The 24418-nt window shown below is 56.9% G+C and carries 27 protein-coding genes and 1 tRNA gene; 16 read left to right on the top strand and 12 right to left on the bottom strand.

What is annotated here, in order from left to right; all coding sequences use genetic code 11:
- Nucleotides 1-14: 14 nt before the first annotated feature.
- The 4 genes from RA29_RS05975 (at nt 15) to RA29_RS05960 (ending at nt 4506) form a co-directional block, all read left to right on the top strand.
- Nucleotides 15-608 (top strand): short chain dehydrogenase, encoded by a 594-nt coding sequence (locus RA29_RS05975; protein ID WP_039683723.1) that lies wholly within the window; start codon nt 15-17, stop codon nt 606-608.
- Nucleotides 589-1788, top strand: coding sequence for a hypothetical protein (locus tag RA29_RS05970; protein WP_206540139.1), 1200 nt, complete (start codon nt 589-591; stop codon nt 1786-1788). The genes RA29_RS05975 and RA29_RS05970 overlap by 20 nt, the downstream gene beginning before the upstream one ends.
- 67 nt (nt 1789-1855) lie before the next feature.
- Nucleotides 1856-2311: a (2Fe-2S)-binding protein gene (locus RA29_RS05965; RefSeq protein ID WP_039683720.1), complete on the top strand. Its 456-nt coding sequence runs from the start codon at nt 1856-1858 to the stop codon at nt 2309-2311.
- A complete protein-coding gene (locus RA29_RS05960) occupies nt 2311-4506 on the top strand; it encodes a molybdopterin cofactor-binding domain-containing protein (protein ID WP_039683718.1) in 2196 nt (731 codons plus the stop codon). The genes RA29_RS05965 and RA29_RS05960 overlap by 1 nt, the downstream gene beginning before the upstream one ends.
- Before the next feature lie 13 nt (nt 4507-4519).
- On the opposite strand, the gene RA29_RS05955 is transcribed toward RA29_RS05960, so the two are convergent.
- Nucleotides 4520-5101, bottom strand: coding sequence for a TMEM175 family protein (locus RA29_RS05955; RefSeq protein WP_039683716.1), 582 nt, complete (start codon nt 5099-5101; stop codon nt 4520-4522).
- A 200-nt stretch (nt 5102-5301) separates the two neighbouring features.
- Between RA29_RS05955 and RA29_RS05950 the strand changes: the two genes are divergently transcribed.
- Nucleotides 5302-6186: a hypothetical protein gene (locus RA29_RS05950; RefSeq protein WP_152612938.1), complete on the top strand. Its 885-nt coding sequence runs from the start codon at nt 5302-5304 to the stop codon at nt 6184-6186.
- Nucleotides 6187-6357: 171 nt separating this feature from the next.
- Here RA29_RS05950 and RA29_RS23755 read toward each other — a convergent pair whose 3' ends face one another.
- The gene (locus tag RA29_RS23755; RefSeq protein ID WP_082029445.1) at nt 6358-6786 is read right to left on the bottom strand and encodes a DUF2218 domain-containing protein; all 429 of its coding nucleotides are present in this window, start codon (nt 6784-6786) and stop codon (nt 6358-6360) included.
- A 388-nt stretch (nt 6787-7174) separates the two neighbouring features.
- On the opposite strand from RA29_RS23755, the gene RA29_RS05940 reads away from it, so the two are divergent.
- From RA29_RS05940 to RA29_RS23155, 3 genes are all read left to right on the top strand, one after another.
- Nucleotides 7175-7888, top strand: a complete 714-nt coding sequence (locus RA29_RS05940; RefSeq protein ID WP_039683713.1) for a DNA helicase — start codon at nt 7175-7177, stop codon at nt 7886-7888.
- Between the two features lie 256 nt (nt 7889-8144).
- Complete coding sequence (locus RA29_RS05935; protein WP_039683711.1) at nt 8145-8627, top strand: DUF427 domain-containing protein; 483 nt, start codon at nt 8145-8147, stop codon at nt 8625-8627.
- Between the two features lie 267 nt (nt 8628-8894).
- On the top strand, nt 8895-9284 hold the full coding sequence (locus RA29_RS23155) for a hypothetical protein (protein WP_193743475.1): 390 nt from the start codon (nt 8895-8897) through the stop codon (nt 9282-9284).
- A 367-nt stretch (nt 9285-9651) separates the two neighbouring features.
- Here the strand turns inward: RA29_RS23155 and RA29_RS05925 are convergent, their stop codons facing one another.
- Entirely contained in the window at nt 9652-9927 is a 276-nt protein-coding gene (locus RA29_RS05925; protein WP_039683710.1) for a hypothetical protein, read from the bottom strand.
- A 99-nt stretch (nt 9928-10026) separates the two neighbouring features.
- On the opposite strand from RA29_RS05925, the gene RA29_RS23150 reads away from it, so the two are divergent.
- Nucleotides 10027-10266 carry a hypothetical protein gene (locus RA29_RS23150; RefSeq protein WP_193743474.1) on the top strand — a complete coding sequence of 80 codons (240 nt, stop codon included), beginning with the start codon at nt 10027-10029 and terminating at the stop codon, nt 10264-10266.
- On the opposite strand, the gene RA29_RS23550 is transcribed toward RA29_RS23150, so the two are convergent.
- The 5 genes from RA29_RS23550 to RA29_RS05905 all read right to left on the bottom strand — a co-directional run bounded on the left by RA29_RS23550 (nt 10253) and on the right by RA29_RS05905 (nt 13219).
- Nucleotides 10253-10498, bottom strand: coding sequence for a hypothetical protein (locus RA29_RS23550; protein WP_052249482.1), 246 nt, complete (start codon nt 10496-10498; stop codon nt 10253-10255). The two genes, RA29_RS23150 and RA29_RS23550, sit on opposite strands and share 14 nt — an antisense overlap.
- Nucleotides 10486-10719: a hypothetical protein gene (locus RA29_RS23545; RefSeq protein ID WP_241462553.1), complete on the bottom strand. Its 234-nt coding sequence runs from the start codon at nt 10717-10719 to the stop codon at nt 10486-10488. Before RA29_RS23545 ends, RA29_RS23550 begins: the two co-directional genes overlap by 13 nt.
- Nucleotides 10720-10855: 136 nt before the next feature.
- Complete coding sequence (locus tag RA29_RS05915) at nt 10856-11335, bottom strand: TrmO family methyltransferase (RefSeq protein ID WP_039683708.1); 480 nt, start codon at nt 11333-11335, stop codon at nt 10856-10858.
- Nucleotides 11328-12236 (bottom strand): AraC family transcriptional regulator, encoded by a 909-nt coding sequence (locus tag RA29_RS05910; protein WP_039683707.1) that lies wholly within the window; start codon nt 12234-12236, stop codon nt 11328-11330. The genes RA29_RS05915 and RA29_RS05910 overlap by 8 nt, the downstream gene beginning before the upstream one ends.
- A 269-nt stretch (nt 12237-12505) precedes the next feature.
- Nucleotides 12506-13219: a WYL domain-containing protein gene (locus tag RA29_RS05905; RefSeq protein WP_039683704.1), complete on the bottom strand. Its 714-nt coding sequence runs from the start codon at nt 13217-13219 to the stop codon at nt 12506-12508.
- Between the two features lie 87 nt (nt 13220-13306).
- On the opposite strand from RA29_RS05905, the gene RA29_RS05900 reads away from it, so the two are divergent.
- On the top strand, nt 13307-14251 hold the full coding sequence (locus tag RA29_RS05900; protein WP_039683702.1) for an alpha/beta hydrolase: 945 nt from the start codon (nt 13307-13309) through the stop codon (nt 14249-14251).
- 712 nt (nt 14252-14963) lie between these two features.
- Here the strand turns inward: RA29_RS05900 and gltS are convergent.
- From gltS to RA29_RS05885, 3 genes are all read right to left on the bottom strand, one after another.
- The gene (gene gltS, locus RA29_RS05895; protein WP_039683700.1) at nt 14964-16169 is read right to left on the bottom strand and encodes a sodium/glutamate symporter; all 1206 of its coding nucleotides are present in this window, start codon (nt 16167-16169) and stop codon (nt 14964-14966) included.
- 105 nt (nt 16170-16274) lie between these two features.
- Entirely contained in the window at nt 16275-19316 is a 3042-nt protein-coding gene (locus tag RA29_RS05890) for an efflux RND transporter permease subunit (RefSeq protein ID WP_039683698.1), read from the bottom strand.
- Nucleotides 19317-19320: 4 nt separating this feature from the next.
- A complete protein-coding gene (locus tag RA29_RS05885) occupies nt 19321-20568 on the bottom strand; it encodes an efflux RND transporter periplasmic adaptor subunit (RefSeq protein ID WP_039683696.1) in 1248 nt (415 codons plus the stop codon).
- 74 nt (nt 20569-20642) lie between these two features.
- On the opposite strand from RA29_RS05885, the gene RA29_RS05880 reads away from it, so the two are divergent.
- Nucleotides 20643-20981 (top strand): ion channel, encoded by a 339-nt coding sequence (locus tag RA29_RS05880; protein WP_052249480.1) that lies wholly within the window; start codon nt 20643-20645, stop codon nt 20979-20981.
- A 106-nt stretch (nt 20982-21087) separates the two neighbouring features.
- On the opposite strand, the gene RA29_RS05875 is transcribed toward RA29_RS05880, so the two are convergent.
- Nucleotides 21088-21179, bottom strand: a tRNA-OTHER gene (locus RA29_RS05875).
- A gap of 141 nt (nt 21180-21320) precedes the next feature.
- Here RA29_RS05875 and RA29_RS05870 point away from each other — a divergent pair.
- The 5 genes from RA29_RS05870 to RA29_RS05850 all read left to right on the top strand — a co-directional run bounded on the left by RA29_RS05870 (nt 21321) and on the right by RA29_RS05850 (nt 24412).
- Entirely contained in the window at nt 21321-21791 is a 471-nt protein-coding gene (locus RA29_RS05870) for an Rrf2 family transcriptional regulator (RefSeq protein WP_039683694.1), read from the top strand.
- On the top strand, nt 21788-22450 hold the full coding sequence (locus RA29_RS05865) for a Crp/Fnr family transcriptional regulator (RefSeq protein WP_039683692.1): 663 nt from the start codon (nt 21788-21790) through the stop codon (nt 22448-22450). The genes RA29_RS05870 and RA29_RS05865 overlap by 4 nt, the downstream gene beginning before the upstream one ends.
- A gap of 192 nt (nt 22451-22642) precedes the next feature.
- Nucleotides 22643-23074, top strand: coding sequence for a YeeE/YedE thiosulfate transporter family protein (locus RA29_RS05860; RefSeq protein WP_039683690.1), 432 nt, complete (start codon nt 22643-22645; stop codon nt 23072-23074).
- A 1-nt stretch (nt 23075) separates the two neighbouring features.
- Nucleotides 23076-23504: a DUF6691 family protein gene (locus RA29_RS05855; RefSeq protein WP_039683688.1), complete on the top strand. Its 429-nt coding sequence runs from the start codon at nt 23076-23078 to the stop codon at nt 23502-23504.
- A gap of 26 nt (nt 23505-23530) precedes the next feature.
- A complete protein-coding gene (locus RA29_RS05850) occupies nt 23531-24412 on the top strand; it encodes an MBL fold metallo-hydrolase (RefSeq protein WP_039683686.1) in 882 nt (293 codons plus the stop codon).
- Nucleotides 24413-24418 lie beyond the last annotated feature (6 nt).

Genomic DNA, 24418 nt, shown 5'->3' with positions numbered 1-24418 from the left:
TGGGAGTACTGTATATGAAGGTCATCGTCATTGGGGCCAGCGGAACTGTTGGAACTGCTATTCAGAAGGCTCTGCCCAGCGATTGGGAAATGATCAAAGCGTCCCGCTCCGGTGACGTCTCTGTGGATTTGAATTCACCCAGCTCTATTGCGGCTATGTATTCTGAAACGGGTCCCGTTGATGGCGTGATTTGTGTAGCCGGCGGCGCGAAGTTTGGCCCCCTCAACAGTATCAGCGAAGACGACTGGGAGGCAGGCTTTCGCAACAAACTCATGGGTCAGATCAACCTGATCAGGCTTGGCCAAGGCTACATCAAGCCTGGGGGATCAGTTACGTTGACGAGTGGCATGTTGTCGACTCATCCGAACCCAAAATCTGTTGCTTTGACGACGTTCAACATCGCAGTCGAGGGGTTCGTTTCTGCCGCCGCTCTGAACCTAGAGAATGGCCAGCGGATCAATGCTGTGCGCACGCCGATGGTGCGTGAAACCGCGCAAAAGATGGGTTGGGGCGATGGTGGGGTTCCAGCCTCTGAAGTGGCCCAACTCTATCTGCTGTCCCTTCTCGAAAACAAGAATGGTCACGTCTTTGAGTTTCAGCGTGACTAACTGGCCTCCGTACAGCGCAAGACGTACCAGTCTTTCCGGGTTGGTCGCGATGCTTTGCGTTGTGTCCTCGCCAGCCTCGGCAGATATAGAGGTGTCGGGTTCCGCAACGTTTGGATTTTCATCGGGATATCAACAACGTGGATTTGAAGACCAGCCAGTGCAAGGGGCCTTTGGGATCGTTGATCTATCGCTGAAGTGGTCGCAGCCAGTCGCCGCATCAACGATCGGTCTGGACCTGGATCTGGATTTTGGTGTCAGTGATCTGCACTTACCACGCGCATCCATCTTAGACGACTTCACGCTCTACCTTGATACAGGGGCCTACGGTCGTCTCTCATTCACATCCGAAAACCGATGCACCCCGCTCGATGTGACGTTCATCGATGGCGACATCTTGGATGATGGGCAAAACAACTTTTACCAAGGGGGCGACGACGCGGTTCATGATGGCCTGCCATCACGTATGCGCTGTGTGGGCGACGCCGGTTCGTTCAATACCCCGACCGCAAACTATCTGCGATACACTCTGGACAGCAGCTTCTTCACGTTCGACGCTTTCTGGAACCCGGGCGGAAAATACACCACTTGGCAGGGCAGATCGCTGCCGGATACGCCACCTTTTAATAGCATCCAGGGCGCAACGTGGGAGCTTGGCGGCACGGCAAAAACAGATCTCGGACAGTTCTCGCTAAGCCTAAATGACCTCAACGACATGCTGTATCGCGCAGTTGTCCCATGGCGCACATACAACTTGATGCTGGTTGCAAGTCATGAGGTTCAGGGCGCCGGAGGAGACGGCGTCAAAGGATCTTCTAGAACACTTCTATCGGCAAACTGGTCACCACCAAACCTCGGTAGTTTCAAAGGTATTGGGCTGTCTTATCAAGGCTTAGACCCAGCCGGTGAGCGGTTTCCGTTTTCAGATTTTGACCGCTACGTCATCCAAATTAACTTTGGCGGCTCTGGCTGGTCGACTTCCATCGCAACGGACCAAGATGCGGATTGGGCCGTCGAAAGCAGCTTCGACCTGAACGAGCGTCTGCAGCTTCTGGTCGGGGTCGATAGCGGCTTCTCAGACCAATTTACCGGATTTGACTCAGTGACAGCTGGGCGCGGGGCAAACGGTGCGCCGCCGCGCGATGCGGTCTCCTATGAAGTTGGGCTGCAAGTCACCTTTTGAAGGTCGATCCACGGTCACCCATGGGTTGGCGATATCTGTTGACCCCACAATAGAAAGGCAAAGCAGAATGAAGGCAAACTTTGTAATCAACGAGCAGCCGGTATCGATTGATGTCGAACCGGATACGCCCTTGCTCTGGATTGTCCGAGATCATCTGGGCCTGAAAGGCACTAAATTCGGTTGCGGCGTGGCCCAGTGTGGTGCGTGTATCGTGCATCTCAATGGCAAGGCTGTGCATGCCTGTCAGGTTCCGGCAGACGCGCTCGAAGGCACGAATGTCGAAACAATTGAAGGGATGACAGATAAGCTCGGCGCTGCCTTGAAGGCAGCTTGGACTGCGGAGCAGGTGCCGCAATGTGGCTATTGCCAGCCGGGCATGATCATGAATGCGGCCAGTCTTTTGGCCAGCAATCCTGAACCGAGTGAGGAAGAGATTGCGGAGCACATGACCAATATCTGCCGCTGCGGCACCTATCCGCGGATCATCAAAGCCATTCAACGCGCTGCGAAGGAGGTGATTTGATGAACAATGCAGCAAAACTGTCACGTCGCGGGTTCTTGCAGGCTGGAGCCGGTCTGCTCTTTACGTTCAGCGTCGCGAAACCGGGGCTCGCGCAATCCGAGGCAGAGAAACGCCTAAGCACCGCCTTTGTCGAAATCCTTTCTGATGGAACGGTCAAGATCGTCTCTCCCGCCTCGGAGATGGGCAACGGCTCATTGACCGCAATCCCGATCATCGTGGCCGAAGAAATGGATGCGGATTGGGACAAGGTGGCGGTGGATTTCTCGCCCGTCGATGACCAGACCTATGCAAACCCAACCTTCTGGCACTACGGTATCATGCTCACGGCGGGCAGTTCTGCCGTGAGTGGGTTTTACGACCAATTGCGTCAGACTGGTGCACAAATCCGAAAGGTCTTATTGGCGGGTGCGGCGGATATGTTGTCAGTGCCGGTTGGTGAACTGACCACTGAGCCCGGGATGGTGGTCCATGCGGCGTCCGGTCAGTCGCTCGGCTTTGGCGAGGTTGCGGCCAGCATCGGCACGCCTGAGGAATTGCCCGAGGTCACGGAAGACGATTTGAAGGACCCCGCGACGTTCCGCCTGATCGGCAATCCCGATCTTCAGCGGCGCGACACACCCGCAAAGGTCCATGGCGAAGATACGCTTTACAGCATCGATGTGGCGCTGCCCGGCATGCTGTACGCGACGGTCAAACGCACCTGTTTCATCAACCGCGTTCCACTCAATGTCCCTAACGAGGCTGAAGTGCTGGCGCTGCCCAATGTCGTTGCGGTCACCCGCTTGCCCGACGCCGTTGCAATCGTCGCCTCGACCTATGAAGCCGCTCTGGCGGGGGAAGACTTGCTCGAGGTCGAATGGAGCCGGGCAGAAACGGACGCTGAGTATAGTAGCGACGGCGCGCTGGACGCGCTGGCCGAAACCGCCGAAGATATGGCGATAGAAGGCATGGACGTGATGGCCATGGTCGGCGCGCCAGCCACGGATTTCGCGCCTATCATTGCAGATGCGGTAAAGGTTCACGCGCGCACCTACAAAACCGATTTTATGTACCACGCCCAGATCGAGCCCTTGAACGCTGTTGCCAACGTAACGGAAGGCGGTGCTAAGGTCGAGCTCTGGGCAGGCACACAGACCCCCAGTCATCTCACGCGCGCCATAGGGGATGCGTTAAGCATCGCGCCTGAGGACATCACGTTGCACCGCAGCTATCTCGGCGGCGCTTTTGGCAGACGTGCGGCCATGGATCACGATTGGGCGCTTGATGCGGTGCGCCTGTCGCAGATCCACGGTGCGCCGGTCAAGTCGATCTGGAGCCGGGAAAGTGATGTCCATGCCGGGCGCTTCCGCCCCATCACCGCGCATCACATTCAGGCGGTGGAAGACGCAGATGGCACAGTTGCGTCGTTCTACCACCGGGTGGCCAGCGACACACCGCTCCGGATGGCCGACCAATACCGGCTTCGCTCGGGCAACGGGTTCCCAGTAATCACCACGCCGGGGCTGTTTCCGAGCTACACCTACGCCAAGTACAAGGCGGAGATCCTTCGGGTGGAATCCGACGTGCGAGTCTCGCCCATGCGCGGGGTCGGGGCCTTTGCCAATGTCTTCGCAATGGAGTCGTTTTTTGACGAGGTCGCAGCGGAGACTGGAACCGACCCGCTGGAGTTTCGGCGCGGTCTGACCCAAGGCAATGAACGTGGCCTCGCCGTGCTCGACAAGATCGCAGAGATGTCGAACTGGGATGGACGGCCGGGCCTTGGCCTCTGTTTCACCGAAGGTCGGATGGCCATCGCCGTCGAGCTTGATTTGGATGAGGGCAGCGGCGCCGTAAATCTCAAACATATTTGGTGCGCCACAGATGTGGGCGTGGTCGTGCATCCCGATAATGCTGAAAACCAGGTTGTCGGCGGGTTGATCTTCCATCTCAGCAATTCGCTGTCCGAAAGGATCACTTTCACGAACGGCCAGGTCGATCAGCAGAACTTCTACAACTACAATGTGTTGAAGATGGCGGATATTCCGCCGATTGATGTGGTGTTCATGCCCTCGACCGAAGCCCCAGAAGGGGTGGGTGATTTTGGAACAGAAGCCGTCGCCGCAGCCTTGGCGAATGCGATCTATAGCGCCACGGGCAAACGGCTTCGCCATGCCCCAATGACACAGGACCGGATCCTCGAAGCGCTAAAGGCCTGAGCCCGCATCTGTCCTATCCCTGACCGCGATACACGCCGGGTGCGGCGCGGTCAGGGAAAAGCCATGGCCCTAGCGAAGCGACATAGACGACGATCGCGGGAACAGGGGCGACGACCGCAAGTAGAACCCCAAGTGACTGCAAGCTCATCGAACCAACCAAGGCTTTTGTCTTGGAGCGGTCCAAGTGCGGCGATTTCCTTCCTGCGGCATTCCGGAAAACGGCTTGGCGCAGCAGAACGTAGGCGACGGAACAGAGCGACATCACAGATCCATAAAGTGCCACGGGCACCGAAGAAAAAACATGTTTGTCCATCCAGGCCGTCGCGAACGGTAGAAGCGACAGCCAAAACAGGAAGTTAAGGTTGAGCCACAGCTGCGACGCCGAGACCCGTTCGACACTGTGCAACAGGACATGATGGTTGTGCCAATAGATGCCGACAAAAACACAGCTGATCGCATAGCTCAGAAAGGTGGGCATCAATCCAAAGAGCGCGCCCAGCGTCGGCGCGTCTGGAACCTCGAACTGCAGCACCATGATCGTGATGATGATGGCGATCACGCCGTCGCTTAGCGCTTCGAGGCGTGATGTCTTCATTCGCGCGTTGTCCCAAACTTGCCGGTGCCCAGTCAGAGCCAAGCTGACAGGGAGACTAGTCAAGGAATGGGCGCGCCGAACCTGAAGTTTTTCGAACCTACCCTTCGATGTTTTGGCGCTCAAATCGACGTGGCAACGACTTTACGTTTGGGGAAGCATACTGGCGGCCCACACGCCAGCATCCATCAAATCGAGAGGACATGACCATGCTTCGCCGGCTACTTCTGATTTCACCCGTTCTCATCGCAGGGGCATCCCAAGCGCAAGATGCGCCCGTGCAAAGCACCATCGAATTCGGCCCCTGTCATGAGTTTATCGGTGCCTATTTCATCACTGAAGAAACCGCCCGGCAGGTCGTTCCGGCCGATTACCAACTTGATGTCCAAGACAATGGCGTGACCGCTCAGGTGCGTGCGATCACCTGCGAAAGCATCTCAATCACCTCCGAGGATGGCACAACCGCCGAAGGCGGTCGCCACGTTGTCTATCAACTTGGGGCGGCTGTCCTTCCCCCTGTGCAGCTGGATGCAAACCCCTATCTCGAAGGCTCCGAGAATGTTACCGAATACCATGCCTATGCGTACAACACCTTGACCAGTTTTGAGCCCCTGGCGGAGGCGATGACTAAGGCGGGGATCGACGGAGTTCACTATGTCGAAGACATTGCCTTCACCTATGAGGATCCAAATCCCGAGACGTGCGAGATGATCACTGTTGCTGGCAGCGTGACGCAGCCTGAAGATTTGGCGTTCAGCTTTACGGGGGCTGTGCGTGACCCTGGCACGTCAACCACGGATGGCTGCGAATTTGGTGAGAACGACATAACGACCTCAGAACGCGCGGTTTGGTATACCGATGGGCCCTTCGGAATGGCGATGTCGGACACATCCGTGCCGAATTCTCAACGGCTGTTGTTCAATGCCGATCCGACAACCTACCAGCCATTGGCCATCAGATATGCTCCCACCGGTGATGTGATGACAGCTTTGTCAGGCCAGGACATCGGCCAATTTGCATTCACCATGTCAGGCTTACTCGAACGGGGTGAAGTCTTCACAATCCTTCGCCCTATCACCGAAGAGTGAACCGCCGTCCACCACTCACATAAAAAAGGCGCGCGCGCCAGACGTGCGCCTCTTTTCATATGTCTTGTGGCAGGCTGAGTTGCTCGAAATTGCGCTCTTAAAAATCGGCCTCAGCCCAGGGATAGCCTGCTCGCTGCGCCAGTTGACCAGTTGGGTGGCATGTTCCTTTGGTCAGTCAGTGTCGTAAGTGCGTCGCCAAAGGATCTTTGGATTGTCACGAAAGGCGAAGCGCTCCAGATGACTGCCGATTACCCTTTCTAGTCGCCCGATCTCGGCGACATCTCCGGAAACGCACACCTCAAGCTGATCGTCAGATGCAGTCAACAAAGCGGTGCCGAAAGGCAGCTTTATCTCGCTTGCGTTGTTTTGAATGACGACGTGAACACGAGACCCAAAATGCGCGTTCATCTGGGTCATGTAACGTACCGCCCGCTTCGTGAGAATTAGCGTTTCGCTTTGCAACCGCAGCCATCCTTCGTATTGGTACAATACTAACTGGATTTTTGAAGCTCCAACTAGGTGTATTATCGTGAGCTGTCTTTCAAAAATCGATAAAATCAATCGTCTGCGGTAAGCTGTACAGTTGCTGTAGCGCCGCATTAAGCGCCAGAAACACCTGTGGTCATTCTACGTGTAAATTGTTCTGTTCACCCTTGTCACCACAGCAACGGCACCTTTAATGAATCGCGCTGTTGCATGGCCCTCCGAAGAAGAATGGTATGAGTGGGCTGCGAGGCGGCATGAGTGCTAGACGCGGCGAAGGTCAGCAGCGAGCCCAACTTGAGCACTCGTCGGGGTGCAGCGAACGACTGAAATCGGATTGAGTATTCTAGTTGCTCGGGGTAGCTTCGCTTTACGGCTTTGCTCGGGCCTCCCCCCTCCACTGGGGCAGCATTTTACATGCGGAACGATACCATTTCGGACCCAACCTGTTCGAGCACGCGCATAAGGAGGGATTGCGGCTATCGTTCGTAAGAGGAGGTTCAAGATGAGACTCTCATCGCCGATTTACACACTGAAACGTCAAGCAAAATTGCTGGCACGTGATAAGGGCATAAAGCTCAACCAAGCACTCAACCGAATTGCCGCCAAAGAAGGCTTCAGCGACTGGAGCCACTTGGCGTCCAGCTACTCCAAGGCGACACCCGCCAAGGAAATCATGAGCCAACTCAATTCAAGCGACATGGTGCTGATCGGTGCGCGTCCGGGTCACGGCAAGACCCTTCTTGGGTTAGAGTTGGCTGCGTTAGCTAAGAAAAACAGTCGCAAAGGCTACGTTTTCTCGCTGGACTACAATGACGCGGATGTGTGGGATCGGTATGAAAAACTTGGTTTGGATCCTAAGGAGCATGACGAGCCAATCGTCGTTGATACCTCAGATGATATCTGCGCGGCTCATATCATTGAACGCCTCGGCAATATGCCGGCTCATGCGTTCGTGGTTGTTGACTACTTGCAGCTTTTGGATCAAAGGCGCAACAATCCACCGCTTGAAGAACAGGTCCGGGCGCTGAAGAAATGTGCCATCGAACGCGGAGCGGTAGTAGTTCTGATTTCGCAGATCGACCGCCCTTTTGAGCTATCGTCTAGTACCATGCCGACCCTTGAGGACATTCGACTGCCAAATCCTGTCGACCTGTCGTTGTTCGACAAAAGGTGCTTCCTGCATGACGGCAAAACACAGATAGAGTCGGCGGCATAACGATAGTCGAACCTGCTTTGCGGACCTTTCAAGAACGTCCGCAAAGTCAGCGATCTGTCATTTCGACCGTGTCCAGATTTTCCAGGCGCGGCGAATGGCCGGTTCGATGAAGCTGCACTGCGGCTCGGGGCAAGCCAATGAATGGCTGGTTTGGGCAGTTAGACCGGCTGACACTGCACGTCTCAGACATGGTCACCTCGCAACATGATTGCCACGCACTAGTTGCCACAAAGGTGTTTGGGGTTGGAAGCTTAGCATGACGCAATCACCCCCGCTGGTCTTTGAAAATGTACAGGATTACCCGCGCCCTCCGGCATTGGAAGCCGTGCCGCAGGGCATAACCGTCGTGCTCAACAGCAAGGTCATTGTTGACACATGCAATGCTCTTCGGGTGCTCGAAACGCACCACGCTCCCACTTACTACATACCGCCGGATGACATCTCGGCGCAGCTGGTCCCGGTGGAGGGCAGCAGTTACTGTGAATGGAAAGGCATTGCTCGATACTTCGATGTCATCGCGGATGGTCGTGTCGCAGAGCTTGCGGCCTGGTCCTACGACAAACCGTCGTCGGCTTTCTCACGTCTTGCGGGCTATGTCGCATTCTACGCAAATAGAATGGATGTCTGCACAGTTGGTGCAGAGGTGGTTCGACCGCAGCCCGGCGACTTCTACGGCGGATGGCAGACGAGTAACCTGACCGGGATCGTAAAGGGCGGGCCTGGAACGCGACACTGGTGAACGATGAACAATACACCTTTAAGGGTCCGCCTCTGAGGAATGCCTCACGGTAAACCGGTTGAACATCCACGGTTGTCAAGCATCGCCTCAATCGCAAAGGCCGAGGGATTGCATTCGAAGACACTGGAAAATGTCCTACGTGTCGCCGGTGTGATAGGGGATGGAGAAGAGCAGAAGAGCGCTCGGAATGTGGTCGCGGACTACGCCGAGGCAAAGGTTTTAATCGACAGGGCAAAGCACGCGGTACCGGTGACACAGGTGCCGGATATGCTCTCTGCATCACGTCCAATCGTGGCTGAGTTGATTTCGCTAGGACAGCTGACGAGAATACAGGACCACGGTCAGCTGCAAAGCAAGCTGGGAAAGTCGATCGACGGACGGTCGGTTCAACGGACGCTCAAGTTCATCGAAGGTGTCGGCCCGCTTGTGGAGGAGCCTCCCGAAACGCACGTCCACCTTGCCAAAGCTGCGGAGAAAACCCGGGTCACATTACGGGCCATTCTCGAAATGCTATTTGGCCAATTCCTGCCAACGGTGTTTCGGCTACAGGGTTGCCACGGGCTCGAAGCGGTCTTGGTCTCACCGGATGAGATCACGGCATGCATCGCAGATCCGCCGCCCGATGCGTCCGATGAGATTCGGTTCTGGATGGGGTGAAGTGGCCACAGCGGGGTGAATGCCCAACGATTTGCCAAATTGCCGCCTGCGGGCGGCTTTTTTTCGAACTTTCGATGGCCAATTGATCTGTGCTAAAGGCCATTTTGGACGCCTGTAGGTCAAAATTGTCCAATGAAATCAGTGCCCCGGAATGACAGAATGGTCACGTTATGCTANNTAGCATAACGTGACCATTCTTGAGGTTTTTTGACCTCTCGACACAGATAAAATGACCACCGAGAGCGCCGCTTCCGGTGGTTTTCTTTTGTATTCAATAGGTTGAGCGACGCCGATGCATGAACGCCTCTAAGCTGAACGCAGTGTCGAAGCACTCTGCGGACGCCTTGCTCTGCGCATAGGATGTTCTCTAAAGGTTGGCTTGGGACGACACTGGTCCTAGCACCGCTGCCGCCACCCCCGCCGGGCTTGCTAGCTCAAGCTGATTTTGGAGAGCAATGTGCGAACGACTGTTCTGTCTCGCATTTTCGGCCAGCGAAAGCGCATCGAGATCGATCGACCATTCGTCGATTTCAACACGCTCATTGGTCGATCGACTGCAAACTCTCTCCGCATCGCAAACCAACCGGTAGCTGGCGATTGTCCGGTTCGAGTTCGTATGAACTTCCAATTGGTATTGGAGCATTGATTGTCCTTTCATCAGACACAAAAAATTCCAACCTGGGCGAAGGACGCCTCGGCGAAGTTACGGAACGTGGGGTGGAGATCGGCCGAGCGCGGTTGAATGCGACTGGCCGATCTGAGGAACGAACGATCAGTTCGCGCGCAACCGGGCGACTTCGGTGCTGCGTTCAATGCGCTCGTGGCGCAGCATCTGAATGTGGCCGGAACGAAGCAGCCGCACGACAGCCCGAAAACCCATCCCTTCGAGGCGGGTTCGATCCACCAGATCACCGATCGTTGTGACGATGGGCGCATCAGCCAACACATGGCCCAGCGTCAGCCGGGTCTTAATGTCTTCTAAAGATGGTCAGCGGTTGCTGGGCCGATGCGCACAGTCCGTGCCATACCGCCTCCGTCGCAGGGGCCATCCAAGGCATTTCCGCGTGAAGGGCCGCCGCGATCTCGTCGGCCTCGTGCTCGATAGTGATTTTGGCGATAGGTAGCCCGCCACGCAGGGGCGTCAGGCGGGCGCGGTCTTCTTCACTCAGATGATACATGCCCGTCTTGGATTGCGCGCGTTCTAGCAGGCGCATGGCGCGGCGTTTGATTCGGCGGCGGTCAGTCTCGTTGAGCAGATCATAGGGGGCACCAAATCTTGCTCAGTGATTTTCCCAGCCACGAGATCAGCGTCCTGCGCCTCTCGACGGAAATGCTTGAGGAACTTCTTCCACCGCTCCTCGATATCGCGGAGATTGGTGATGTCGTCCATGAAGTTCAGGTAGTGAAACGGAATGGTCTTTGTAGAGCGGGTCATGGCGGAGTCCTTTGAAGGCGTGAAGACGTCTTCACGCAGGTCGCCCAAGCCGAGATCAGTTGGGCAGTGAGAGATGGAAAGGTTCCGGAACCTTGCGGAAAGCGCCAAGGTCGAATTCGGGCCTTTGCCCAATAGGTCATTCCAGGAACTCGCGTTGCCAATCAAAATCGGCGGACGCCTCAAATGATGTTGGCCAGTGTTCGAAATGGACAGGCACACCTGCTTCCATCACGCGATCTGACGCCGGGAAGTAGGGTTTCAGGTCGAGAACTGGCGTGCCCGGCAGCATGTCGAAGTAGTGCGATGAGACCACTCCGTTTTCTAGATCGACAGTCTCTAAGGAAAACACAGAGAGCCCTATGGGATTGGGTCGCGCCTCCGAGCGCGTTGCAAAGACCCCGACATCGGCGGATGTTGCGGTGTAGGGCGATGGGATTATCTGACGCGCGCGCAGATCTGTATGATCCGCCTCGTGGGCCCACCATAGCGCAATCGCATGGCTGAAGTCTGCCAGCCCGGTGAGCGCTTTGCGATGGGCAGGGAGAACCCGCACCGCAAAGCGGCCGTTTGTGGTTTCCGTGTGCCCAATTGGGGAGAGGATGAGGGTGTCAGTCATGGTGAGGCTCCGTAGGTATATCTTTCAAGGGAAGGCAGAGCGTGATGTCGAAGCCAGACATGTCAGCGGTTGTCCGGTAAAGCTCGTAAGCAGGCCGGTCCGCCAGTTCGATTCTTTGCTGGGGCAGCCAATGGCCAAGGAAGAGATCCCAGAGCTCTGAAATCCCATGCGTTTCAGAGGCGGCGAGCGAAGCCTTCAGGCAGGCCGTGCGTCCACCCTCAAGTGTGCGCATGACAACTCCGTCCGATCCTTTGATGCCAGCGGGAACCGCATAGCATGCATCCATGCGAAGGGTGTCCTCGACCGCCAAACTCGGATCCGACCAGGTGATGCTGACGGTCTCGTCTGGCAAAGGTTTCCCCAGATTGGATTGGTACCATTTGCCAAGCTCAGCGTAGAGACCGGCAATGCCTTCATGAGTATAGGGACCAAGAAGGCGCAGGCTGGCGAGCGTCCGCTTCGGCATCGTCTGGATATCAACAGTCACGTTCATGTCGCCTGGATAGTCGCGCGCTTTGGGTCTGGCTTTGCCAATCCTGCGGATTCTGAACCCCTTTGGATGGTCCTTGCGGAACTGCGTGGGCGAACAGCCATGGGCTTTGCGAAATGCCTTCGACAGATGCGCGCTGTCGGAGAACCCGCACTCCAGCGCGATCTGTGTCAAAGGCGTTTTCGGTTGATAAACTAGGGCGCTTGCCGCGGCCTCCAGTCGAAGTCGAATGATGCATTGCGCGACACTCTCACCCGCGATGGCCTTGAAGACGCGATGAAAGTGAAATTCCGAGAACGCCGCCTGTGCCGCGAGGTCTTTGACGGTGAATGGGTGTGACGGGTTGGCCAGGATAACGTCGATCACGCGCTCAACACGTCTGCGGTAGTCGGTGACTGTCTGGGGTTTCATCGGATATGAGCTGGATCGCTGTATCAATGAGTTTTGCCTCTCGCCTCATGGATACCAAGCTAATTGGGCCCTTCAAAGCAGCCCTGCGGCTGTATCAATTAATGTTGTCTTGTGCGCGAATCACTTAGCTTGGCAAGGCGGTCACGCTCGCTTCACTTCCGGCAATGGGCCTGTACAAGCAAAGATTGTCGTCGCGAAGGCTCACGGCAAGGCGCTTAACTTGTATTTGAGCCAAAGGTCTTGAACGCCGCGCGATTAAGCAATGTCCGCTATGCGTATCGAACAGGCTGCACCCCGGCATCGAATGCAATGCGCCGTCGTCGAAATGCGGCCCCCTTGATGATTTCGGGGCGGCTGATCCTGTCCATGCGAAAATGCCGGACATCTTCGCGACTTGGGTCCCACGCAACCAGGTACCAGAGCGGCGGCAAGATCAGTATCGCTTGCGGTTCAACGCAACGCTTGGATGTGGCGCCTTTTGCGTCGCGATAGTCGAACCTCAGATGCAGGCTTTCGAGAAACGCCCGCTCAAAAGCGGGGAGCAGCGTGCAGTCCATCTTGCCCACGTTGGAAATATCGACCTGCGGGGCCAGTGGCCCGACGTACAGGCTGTCCAACATCCGACGGAGATCCCGCAGCTTGTCCCTTGGCAGAGCCTTCTCGATCTTGGCGAGCCCGCTATCGGCGAGGCCTGAGAACGGCAGCGATCCGGCAGCCCGCATGCTGGCTATGCTAAGGATCAATGCGAAGACTTCGGGCACAGTGAGCTTGGCCGTCGTTTGGACGGACCCCGGATCGAGGTAAAGCCCGCCGCCGCGGCCTTGTTCGGCGTGGATCACGTAGCCCTCATCACGCAGGGCAGAGAGATCGCGCAGGACGGTACTGCGCGATACGCCCACCTCTCCGCTCAAGGTTTCGATGGTGGTCGCTCCATTGCGGCGAAGGCTTCGGACGATGGCATCTTGGCGAGATCGGCTTTTCATACTGAGGCTGTAGCACAGAAAGGTGTCAGAATTTGAGACCTTTTAGATCCATACCAGTGTCGCACCCATCCAACCGGAGACACCAACATGACAACTATCGCAGATTTTCCCGAACCCGCACTTATCGCTCTGAATGGCATCGATCTGGAAGTCTTTGAAGCGGGGCAAGAGAACAGAGGCAACCCGATTGTACTCTGCCACGGATGGCCTGAGCACGCGTATTCTTGGCGCCACCAGATGCCAGCCCTTGCAGCAGCAGGGTACCACGTGATCGTTCCCAACCAGCGCGGGTACGGAAACTCTTCCTGCCCGGAGGATATCACGGACTACGACATCGCCCATCTGACGGGCGATATGGCGGCCCTTCTAGATCACTTTGCGTATGACGATGCGGTCTTTGTCGGACATGACTGGGGTGCCAATGTCGTCTGGAGCATGGCCCTTTTGCATGCGACCCGCGTGAAAAAGATCATCAGTCTCGCGTTGCCCTATCAGGCTCGCACAGCGGTTCCTTGGATCGAATTCATGGAGACAGTGTTCGGAATGGACAATTACTTCGTCCACTTCAACCGACAGCCCGGCGTCGCGGACGCGGTATTGAACCAGCACGTTGGGCAATTCCTGCAAAACCTGTTTCGGAAGAACTTGCCACCGATCCCACCAGAGCCCGGCATGATGATGATCAACCTCGCCAAAGCGACTGCGCCCTTGGGCGATCCTGTCATGAGCGATGACGAGCTGGCGGTCTTTACCGCCGCATTCGAGGCAACCGGGTTCACCGGCAGCATCAACTGGTACCGCAACATGGACCGCAATTGGCAGATCTTGGCCGATATTGATCCAGTCATCAACCAGCCCGCGCTGATGATATACGGCACACAGGATATGATCCCGCCGTCTGAAAATCTCGCCGAACTCGTCCCCAAAGTGCAGGTGCTGAATCTCGACTGTGGCCATTGGATCCAGCAGGAGAAGCCGCTTAAGACAACGCAGGCGATCCTGAATTGGCTAGATGTCACGCAGGGTACGTAGACCCTGTGCGAGGGACTCCGCTATGAATTTGAAGGCCGAATGCTTCGCTGATACATGAGGGGCTTCACTGATGCCTTCGCTACGATTACGCAGTCCAGTGGTGATAGCAGACCCTTACTGGAGAACTGGAAACGGCAGCGTTGTCCGCGTCTCGCGTTTCTTACTTCGTAGCTGGGAGAGTTCAGTCGTGGGTGAGTCGAAATCGACGCCCCAGAATAGCCGCTTTGGTGACTACACGGCCCCGCAATAACAACGTTCTGCACAGGCGTGAAATTGCGGCATAAGCAATAGCCCCAGCTGCATAAGTCCGGTTTGTCCGCAGACTGTGAGTTCGCCCGCGCCAATATTTCGCATCTGCGGCGAATGGCGGCAATGCGGAGTGCGACCGTAATATCCGAAAGGCAGGTCGAAAGTCCGGAGAGGGCCGTCCTGGCCTCGTTTAGTACGCTAGGTCATGCCGCCGCGGCACTGCATCCGAGGCCTGCTCCGAGCCCATTCCGTAAGTTCAGTTGTCTTGCCACACGCACACACATCACGGGCTTTGCTGCTCCATGGCAATTTCTTTGCGCTGTCGCGCCGCACGAAAAGCCGTCGTTCGTGTCAAGAATGGTGGGATTGCTGGGCAAATCATGCCAATACTGCAGTCTCCTGCCATCACCCGAAATGCAGAGCCTGAAATTGAGGCCTGATCATCGGTCTGAAACTTCCGCTGCTAGCCCACGAAAAACTCGATAATCACCACGTTGGCGAGATCGACAAAGAAGGCCGACACCAGCGGCAAGACGATGAAGGCCAGTGGGGCCGGTCCGTATCGTTTGGTGACCGACGACATGTTGGCAATCGCGGTCGGGGTGGCTCCCAGCGTGAAACCGGCAAACCCGGCGCTGAGTACGGCCCCTTGGTAGCTGCTACCCATCAGGGGGAAGAACACCACGAGAATAAACGCGATTGTCATGACCGCTTGCATTGCAAGGACAGCGAGGATCGGGCCACCAAGCTCAGCAAGCGTCCACAGTTGCAGGCTCATCAAAGACATGGCGAGGAACACGGACAGGCAGTAGTCGGAAATGATCGCCAGAGATTTTGTGCGCGCGGGCCAAGTTATGCGCGGAAAGAGGTAAGGGACGGTGTTCGACATCGCGATGCCCACCAGCAGGCAGGGCACAAAGAGCGGCAGTTTCATGCCCGCCTTTGTGATCGCGAGATGTAGCATGTAGCCCAGAAAGATCGCCACATGCACGGCCAGCATACCCCGCATCAGACTGACATGATTGATTAGGTCCTCGGGGTTTTCCTTGTCCTCGAATTCGAGGCCCACGACCGGGTCTTTGCTTTCTTCTGCGGTCAGCTTGTTCCTGTCGATCAGCCGCTTTGCAATTGGGCCGCCCAGCAGTGCGGCGAGGATCAGTCCTATGGTCGCGGCCGCCACCCCCATCTCAGGTGCCGCGCCAAAGCCGGAAATGTCCTCGATCTGTGGTCCCCACGCAATGGCCGTGCCGTGCCCGCCGATCAGGGACGCCGACCCTACCAGAACTGCTGCGGCGGAGGGCAGCCCAAATAGTGTTACGCCAAGCAGCCCCACCACGTTTTGCAAGACCATGAAGGCCAGGGTGAGCAACAAGAGCAGGAGCAGCAGTTTGCCGCCGCGAAAAAGGTCCGAAATTCGGGCGTTCAGTCCAATCGTGGAGAAGAAGGCAACCAACAGGTAATCGCGCACTTCGAGGTCAAAACCGATCTGTTGTCCGGTGAATGCGAACCACGCCCAGGTCAGCAAGGCGATGGTCAGTCCGCCAGAAACCGGTTCGGGGATGTTGTAGTCGCCCAGAAAAGCGATCTTGCGGGTCAGGAACGCCCCGAGAAAAAACACCACAAACCCCAAGGTGACCGAGATGAAAGCGGGTACGATGAATTCGGGCATGGGCTTGTCTCTTGCTGGTTCATCGAACGTTTCGGGGCGAAAGTGCACGGACAGCTGTGTCGGACAGTTCCCGAAGCGCGTGACCTAACTCGGCCGCCGGAATACCTAAACCTCGCTGCCTTTGACCTGGAAGAAGATGGAATAAAGCGTTGGCACGATGATCAGTGTCAGGATCGTGGCAAAACTGAGCCCGCAGATGATTACGATCGCCAGCGACTGAAAAAACGGATCCCACAGAAGGGGCACGACCCCCAAAACGGTGGTCAGCACGCCAAGCGAAACCGGCCTGACGCGACTGACCGCAGCATCCACAACAGCGGCCATGCGCGCCTTTCCGTCTGCGATCTGGGTGTCCGTCTCATCTATCAGAACGATGGCGTTTTTGATTAGCATTCCGGTCAGGGACAAGATGCCGAGGATCGCCATAAACTCCAGTGGGGTTTGCGTGCCAGCAAGCCCGTAGATCACACCAATGAGGGCCAGTGGAACGATCAGCCAGATAATGATGGTTTGCCGCCAAGCGTTGAATAGGAACAGCGTTACAACGAACATCGCACCAAATCCAATCGGCATTGTCGATGCCAGTCCGGCGTTTGCCTCTTGCGAGTTGCCATATTCACCCTTCCATTCAAGACTATAGCCCGGCGGCAAGTCTATTCCCTCGATCGGGGCGCGCACCTCGGCGAACAGATCGCCGGAAAGTACTCCTGGCGCATTGTCGGACTGCGCAGTAATAGCCAGCTCGCGGTCGATCCGGCGCAGGTTGCCTGCTTCGAACACGATGTCGAACCGGTCGACCACCTGGGAAATCGGCACGTAGCTGCCCGTTGCGGCGGCGAAGACTTGGATATTGCGCAACTCCCCGATGTCATTGCGTGCCGCGTCCATGGGGCGCATAACGATGTTCAAGAGTTCGTCGCGCTCGCGGTAGACGCCCAGGTGTGTCCCAGTCAGATGGCTGTAGATCGCGTTTGAAATCTCGCCCTGCGTCAGACCCAGCCGACGCGCGTTTTCAATGTCGATTATCGGACGCACCACTTGCACCTGCTCGCGCCAGTCGTCCTTGACCGCGACCGCACCCTCTTCGGACATGATCGTCTTGGCCTGCCCAGCCAAATCGCGCAGCACTGCAGGGTCAGGCCCAAAGAACCGCGCCTCGATCTTTGACCCGCCACCCGGGCCCAGAACAAATTTCCAAACCTTCGCGTTCGATTCCGGATAGGTTTCGTCGATATGGCTCTGTAGCTGCGTGCGCAGGTCTTCGATCTGCTGATAGTCTTCAACATCGACCAGAATTTGACCGTAGGCCGCATTCGCCCCCTCGGATTCGTAAATCAGCATAAATCGCTGATGTCCCGCACCCACAACGGTGTTGGTACCTGTCACGCCTTCGAGACCGCGTGTGTATTCAGCGATTTCGAGGACATCCGCTTCGGTCCGGGCGATGTCCGTACCCTGCGGCAGGAAATAGTCGATCACGAACTGCGCACGGGTCGAAGACGGAAAGAAGCCCGGCGGCACTTGACTGAACATCGCGATGGCGGATGCAAAAAGCACCACAACACCGCCCACTGTAAGCCAGCGCACCTCAATCGCGCGTGCCAGCAACTTGCGATATCCGACGAGGATAGCATTCTCTTTCGGTTGAGTGTCTGCCGCGCCTTTTTTCAGCAGAAGCGTGCAGAAGTACGGCGTCAACCAGATCGCCACGAGCCAGGAAAACAAGAGCGCGATGCCAATAGTCCAGAAGAGCGACCCGGCATATTCGCCCGTGTTGTCTGGTGAAAATCCGATGGGAGAAAAGGCGAGGATGCCCACGACCGTGCCGCCAAGCAGAGGCCATATGGTTTGTTTGACAACAGCGCGCGATGCCTCAGCCGCGTCTTCGCCGCGTTGTACGCGCACCAGTGTGCCCTCCACCACCACAATGGCGTTATCGACCAGCATACCAAGTGCGATGATCAGCGCGCCCAGGGAAATCCGCTGCATATCCAAGCCATAGAGATACATGCCAAAAAGCGTTCCCGCGACTGTGACCAGAAGGATGCCACCCATCAGGATACCGGACCTGAGCCCCATAAAGATCAGGAGCGTGCCCACAACGATTGCAAGCGCCAGCACGACATTGACCACGAAATCATCTATCGACTCTTTTACGCTCGCCCCCTGATCCGAGATCGGCAGAATGCTGATCCCTATGGGCCGGTCGCTTTCCAGTTCGGCGATGCGGTCGCGCACGGCGTTCGCCATGTTCACGACATTCCCGCCCAGTTGATTTGACACGCCCAGACCAATTGCGGGCCGCTCGTCGCGGTAAAGCAGCGTTTGCGCAGGTTCCGCGACCCCGCGAGACACCTTGGCAATGTCACCTAAGCGGAAGAATGTTCCACTCTGCGCATCTGTGATCAGCAGGTTCTCAATAGCATCCAGCGACCCAACCGCACTTTCGGGTCGGACGGACAGACGGGCCATGCCCGCTACAATCGACCCTGCAGGCGTCACGAGGTTCTGTCCTTCGAGCAGTTGCGCGATCTGTGAAGGGGCGAGGCCCAGTTCAGTCAGGCGCGCCGGCGAGTATTCCACATAGATCACCTCGTCCTGAACGCCGCTGAGGATAACCTTGGACACACCTTCGACAGTCACAAGCTCCCGCTGCAAATCCTTGGCATATTCATGAAGCTCAGCCAGCGAATACCCCTCGCCGACAATCGCGTAGTATTGGGCAAATACGTCGCCGAAATCGTCATAAACCTGCGGCGCGAGCGCGTTTGGAGGGAGTTGCGACTGCGCATCCAGTATCTTGGCGCGCATTTGCTGGAAGCGCTCGTTCAACGCTGTGCGGGTCCGTGTCGAAGCGATAGTGAATTCGATCGTTACAGTGCTGAGACTTGGCGAAGAGACCGAGCGCACCTCGTCCACGCCTTGCAGCTGCTGCAGCGCATTCTCGACCACTTCGGTGACTTCCTCGGCCACCTCTTCGGCGGACGCACCCGGATAGGGCGTGATGATCTGCGCTTGCCGGATGACAAATTCAGGGTCCTCAAAGCGCGGTAAAGCGGTATAGGCGAAGTACCCCGCAAACAGGATAAGCAGGGTCGCGACGGCAGAAACGAGCCGCTTTTCAAGAGCAAACCGGGCGAGATCCATACGCTTAGTTCCCGACCGAAGTGATGGGGCGGACGGTCATACCCTCGATAATTTCACTGACTCCCGCCGCGATGATCGTATCGCCGTCCGTGACCCCATCTGTCACGACGACTCCTGCACCGCTTGCCTCTCCCAACGTGACCGATTGCGCGGAAACCATGCCGCTTTCATCGACCAACCATACGAATGGCGCGCCATCCGAGGCAGCAGCAATGGCGGAAAGCGGTGCGCGCACTTCAGCAGCTGCCCCTGCGGTTGAGGCAATTACATTGGCAATCATGCCGGGCAGGATGATCGCCCCTTCGGGCACCTCGACTGCGACGCGCCCGCGATAAGTCTGTGTTGCGCTGTTGGCTTGGACAGAAAATTCCACTGTCTCTGCATCAAAGATCTGGTCGGGTAAAGCGTCGAAAACCGCGGTATTCGTAATCTCTTCGGGGCCATTGCGGGTGAGATCGGTAACATCAGGGCCGGGGATATCAAAGGCGAGATGCACGACATCCAGCCCCTGCAGCAAGGCTATCGACTGCCCCGCTTGCACATTCATAAAGTTCTCAATATCACGCCGGGCAACAATTCCATCGAAAGGCGCTGTCAAGGTCGCATCCGAAAGCGCATCCTGCGCGATTTTCACCTGAGCGTCTATCGCCTCAAGCCCAGCTTCAGCCGCGGCGATGTCTTCGGGGCGTCCACCCACCTGACCGATGCGCAATTGCTCTTGTTGAGACCGCAGATTGGCCTCTGCCACGCGAAACTCCGCTTGCGCGGCTTCCAACTGCGCACGGGTCGACACACCCCGTTCAAGTAACTGCTCGGCGCGCGCCAAGGCTTCGCGCGTCTGATCCACTTGTGCTTGAGCAGACGCCACAGTCGCCTCAAGCGCAACGATTTCCTCTTCCCGCGCCCCAGCCCGCAGCGCGTCCAGCTGCGCCTCCGCCTGAGCGCGCTGGCTTTGCAATTGTCGGATCTGGTTTTCGAAATCCCGCGGATCGATCTGGGCAACCACATCGCCCGCAGCCACCTGCGACGCGGCGCGGATAGGCAGCTCGATCACCTGGCCGGACACCTTGAACGACAGCTCGATCTCGCGCGACGGCAAGACAGTCGCCGGGTACCGCCGCGACACCGTTTCTTCGGTCGATTGCAGCGTTACCACCTTGGCCGGGCGTGGAACTATTTCTTGCGCAGATGCGAACACGGTCAGTGCAGTATACAGGGCTACCGCTATCCCCAAGATGTTGTGTGGATTCATAATTGTGGCTCCCCTGTCTGCGCTTCTTCTTTATATTGTGTTTTTAACGATATTCCTGATGCAGGACTACCGTTATGACGGCGCTCCAACAAATCCTACTTGGGATTGGCCTGCTTGCATTCAGCGCCGTTGTTCACGTCGGCCTGATTGCCGTCAGCATCCCCTCTTTTGCAAAGCTATCCAGTTACCTGCCTCATGACAAAACACCCCGCCTGCGCAATGTCGCCTTGCTTCTTTTGGCTATCTTTGTCCTCGTTCTCGCACACACAATTCAGGTTTGGTCTTGGGCCGTTTCATTCCTTCTAATGGCTGATTTGCCAGACCTCGCAACAAGCTTCTGCTTCACGACTGTGACTTATACGACGCTCGGCTACGGTGACATCGTACTCGGCGCAGAGGGGGCATTTTGGTAACCGTTTTCCACTGCATCTAGGCCAACAACAATGGTATTCAGATGAGCCACGGCCTCACCTGTTTCAAGAAGAAAATCTCTAAGCGGTTGTGTTGCGCTTGGGCGTTTGGTGGGGGCATCGGGGTTCGAACCCGCACTTCCTGCTTTCAAATTATGATCCTCTAATCGGCAGGCGTGCTACCGTTACACTATGCCACCCCTGTTACGCCGTCGGCGTTGAGCTTCTCGGAACTCACTGCACTTTACAAGACCAAGGCGGCGCTGTGTCCAGTTCAGTGACATTGTCACCCAACGTCAAAAAAGACATATATAATATGTAAGTTAAAGGTGGGGCTGCTATTTGAAACTGAAGTCGTATACGAATTTTGCCTTGCGATCCTTGCAGTTGGCTGCGCTGAAAACGCCGGATTTGATCCGTGTGGATGACGTTGTCCGGGTGCACGGTCTGGCCCGCCCTCACATCGTTAAGATCGTGCATGAGCTTGGACTGGCGGGATATGTCGTGACCCATCGCGGCAGATATGGCGGTTTTCAGCTGGCACAGCCGGCCGAAGACATCGTCATCGGCGACGTTGTCCGTTTGACCGAAGGACCGCTGACCCTTGTCGAATGCTTCAACCCCGACAGCAACACCTGCCCGCTGATCGGGATATGCAAGTTATCCCGTGCCCTTCAGGGCGCAACGCAAGCGTTCATGGCGGTGCTCGACGATCTGACCTTGGCCGATATCGCCTCAAACCGTGGCGATCTGTTGGCGCGCATTGCGCCGCTCGAAGAGGGTATCGTGGCACCGATGCGCAAGGCACGATGATCGGGGATTGGACGGAGCGTTTTCAGGGCACAGCCCGTCTGCCCCGCGCGGTCCGCGACAGGTTGATCAAGGTCGCGCGTGTTACACACATGTCCGAAGGGACTCAGGTCTTTGGTCCTATGAATGTGCCGGACAGTCTGTTTTTTCTTTATGAGGGACGTATCCGCGTTGTGCAGCGCTCTGACATGGGGCGTGACATTGTGCTGTACCGTGTGGACGCAGGTGAAAGTTGCGTTCTCACGACGGCCTGTATGCTGGCGGAAGAAGCGTATGAGGCTGAGGGCATAGCAGAAACGGACATCACAGCGATCGCACTTCCCAAAGCGGCGTTTGACCGTCTCGTGGCCGAGGAAGAGGCCTTTCGCGCATTTGTGTTTGCCGCCTATTCCCGGCGTTTGATTGATCTGCTGCGCGTTGTTGATGATGTTGCCTTTGGGCAGATGGATGTGCGGCTGGCGGCGCGTCTTCTTGCGCTTGCGGGTGACTTCAAGGAGGTCACTGCCACGCATCAGCATCTGGCAAGTGAGCTTGGAACTGCACGTGAAGTTGTCAGCCGCATTTTGCAGGACTTCCAGAAACGGGAACTGATTGCCCAGTCGCGCGGTCGCATCGCCCTGCTCGACAAACCCGCGCTTCGCGATATTGCTGCAGCCGAATAGTATTCAAGTATTTGCATGTTGAGTGACAATGTCACTGAAGGCATGGGGTCAAAGTTATATCTGTTCTCCAAGTTATCGGATGGGAGAACACGATGGCAGCCAAGGCAGACGCCCCTGATCGCACTCTTTGCGCCTTGACGTCCTGTGTGACGTACACGGTCTCGGGCCGCAAGAGCGGTACGGAGTAGGGTGATGGAAACAGAGTTCACACCCTTTGCCTCGTTTGGGGGCGGTCTGATGATCGGTCTTGGTGCCGTGCTCCTGATGCTTGTCCTTGGGCGCATCTTCGGGGCGACGGGCATTCTGTCAGGCACGGTTTTTGCAGAAGCGCGAGAAGAGATGTCGTGGCGCCTGGCGGTCGTCCTCGGCATGGTGCTTGCCCCCATCCTGATCTTTGCCGTGAGTGGATCGATGCCAACGCTCACCGTTCCGGTAAGCCCCGCGATGATCGTCGTGGGTGGCGTTATTGTCGGCTTCGGCGCGAGCCTGGGGTCCGGGTGCACATCCGGTCACGGGGTTTGTGGCCTTTCTCGCCTGTCGGTCCGTTCACTGGTTGCGGTGCCCACCTTCATGCTGACCGCGGGTATCACCGTGTTCGTGATCCGCCACGTTCTGGGAGCCTGATATGAAGCATCTTTTTGCCCTTCTGACCGGTTTGGCGTTTGGCACCGGCATTGCCCTGTCGGGAATGATGGACCCGGCCAAAGTGCTGAATTTCTTTGACCTGGCCGGTACCTGGGACCCCAGCTTAGCGTTCGTGATGGGCGGTGCCTTGATCGTCACTTTCATCGGGTACCGGCTGGTCTGGCGCCGCGCGGCGCCGCTGTTCGAAGCGCGGTTTCAGATCCCCAGTGCAAGCAATATTGACGCCCGACTGATCGGCGGTTCGGCCCTGTTCGGTGTTGGTTGGGGCATTGCAGGTTTCTGCCCTGGTGCGGCGATCCCGGCGCTTGGGACCGGCCGTTGGGAGGTTGCCCTGTTTTTGGTGTCTGTCACCGCTGGTTTCTACCTGCGTCGCCTTTGGCGTGCCGACCCGGCAAAGGCAGCGTCCTGACACACTTACCTTGGAGGAGAAGAGTTATGACTTATCCCGTCAACATGTCTGTCAAACCTGACGTGCAAGCGTTCTTTGACGCGGCCACGAATACGATCAGCTACATCGTCAAAGACCCCACATCGAATGCATGTGCCATCGTCGATAGCGTGATGGACATAGATTACGCCGCCGGGCGGATCACGTACGAACATGCCGATACCTTGATCCAGCAGATCGAAGCCCGGGGTTTGACGCTGGAGTGGATCATCGAAACCCACGTGCATGCCGACCACCTGAGCGCGGCGCCCTACATCCAGCAAAAGCTGGGCGGTCAGATCGGCATCGGTTCGAAAATCATGGTGGTGCAGGACACGTTCGGAAAGGTCTTTAACGAAGGAACCGAGTTTCAGCGTGATGGGTCCCAGTTCGATGCGCTGTTCGAAGATGGTGATACCTACGCAATCGGCAATATGCAGGCCTTTGCGATGTACACACCCGGCCATACCCCGGCCTGCATGGTGCATGTCATGGGCAACGCGGCATTCACTGGTGATACCCTGTTTATGCCCGATGGCGGGTCTGCCCGGGCTGATTTCCCGGGTGGTGATGCCGGTGTTCTTTACGACAGCATCCAGAAGGTTTTGAGCCTGCCTGACGATATGCGCCTGTTTATGTGCCACGACTATGGACCGAACGGCCGCGACATTGCCTGGGAAACGACAGTGGGTGAAGAGAAGGCGCACAACATTCACGTGGGCGGCGGCAAGTCAAAGGCGGACTTCGTCAAGTTCCGCACCGCGCGGGATGCCCAACTGGCGATGCCCAAGCTGATCATCCCTTCGTTGCAGGTGAACATGCGTGCAGGCGAGGTGCCGACCGACAAGGATGGCAACCCGATGCTCAAAGTGCCTGTGAACGGTCTGTGAGGTCGG

This window comes from Tateyamaria sp. ANG-S1 (genome assembly GCF_000814025.1).
GTDB lineage: Bacteria > Pseudomonadota > Alphaproteobacteria > Rhodobacterales > Rhodobacteraceae > Tateyamaria.
This window is presented reverse-complemented; position numbering and strand designations above follow the sequence as displayed.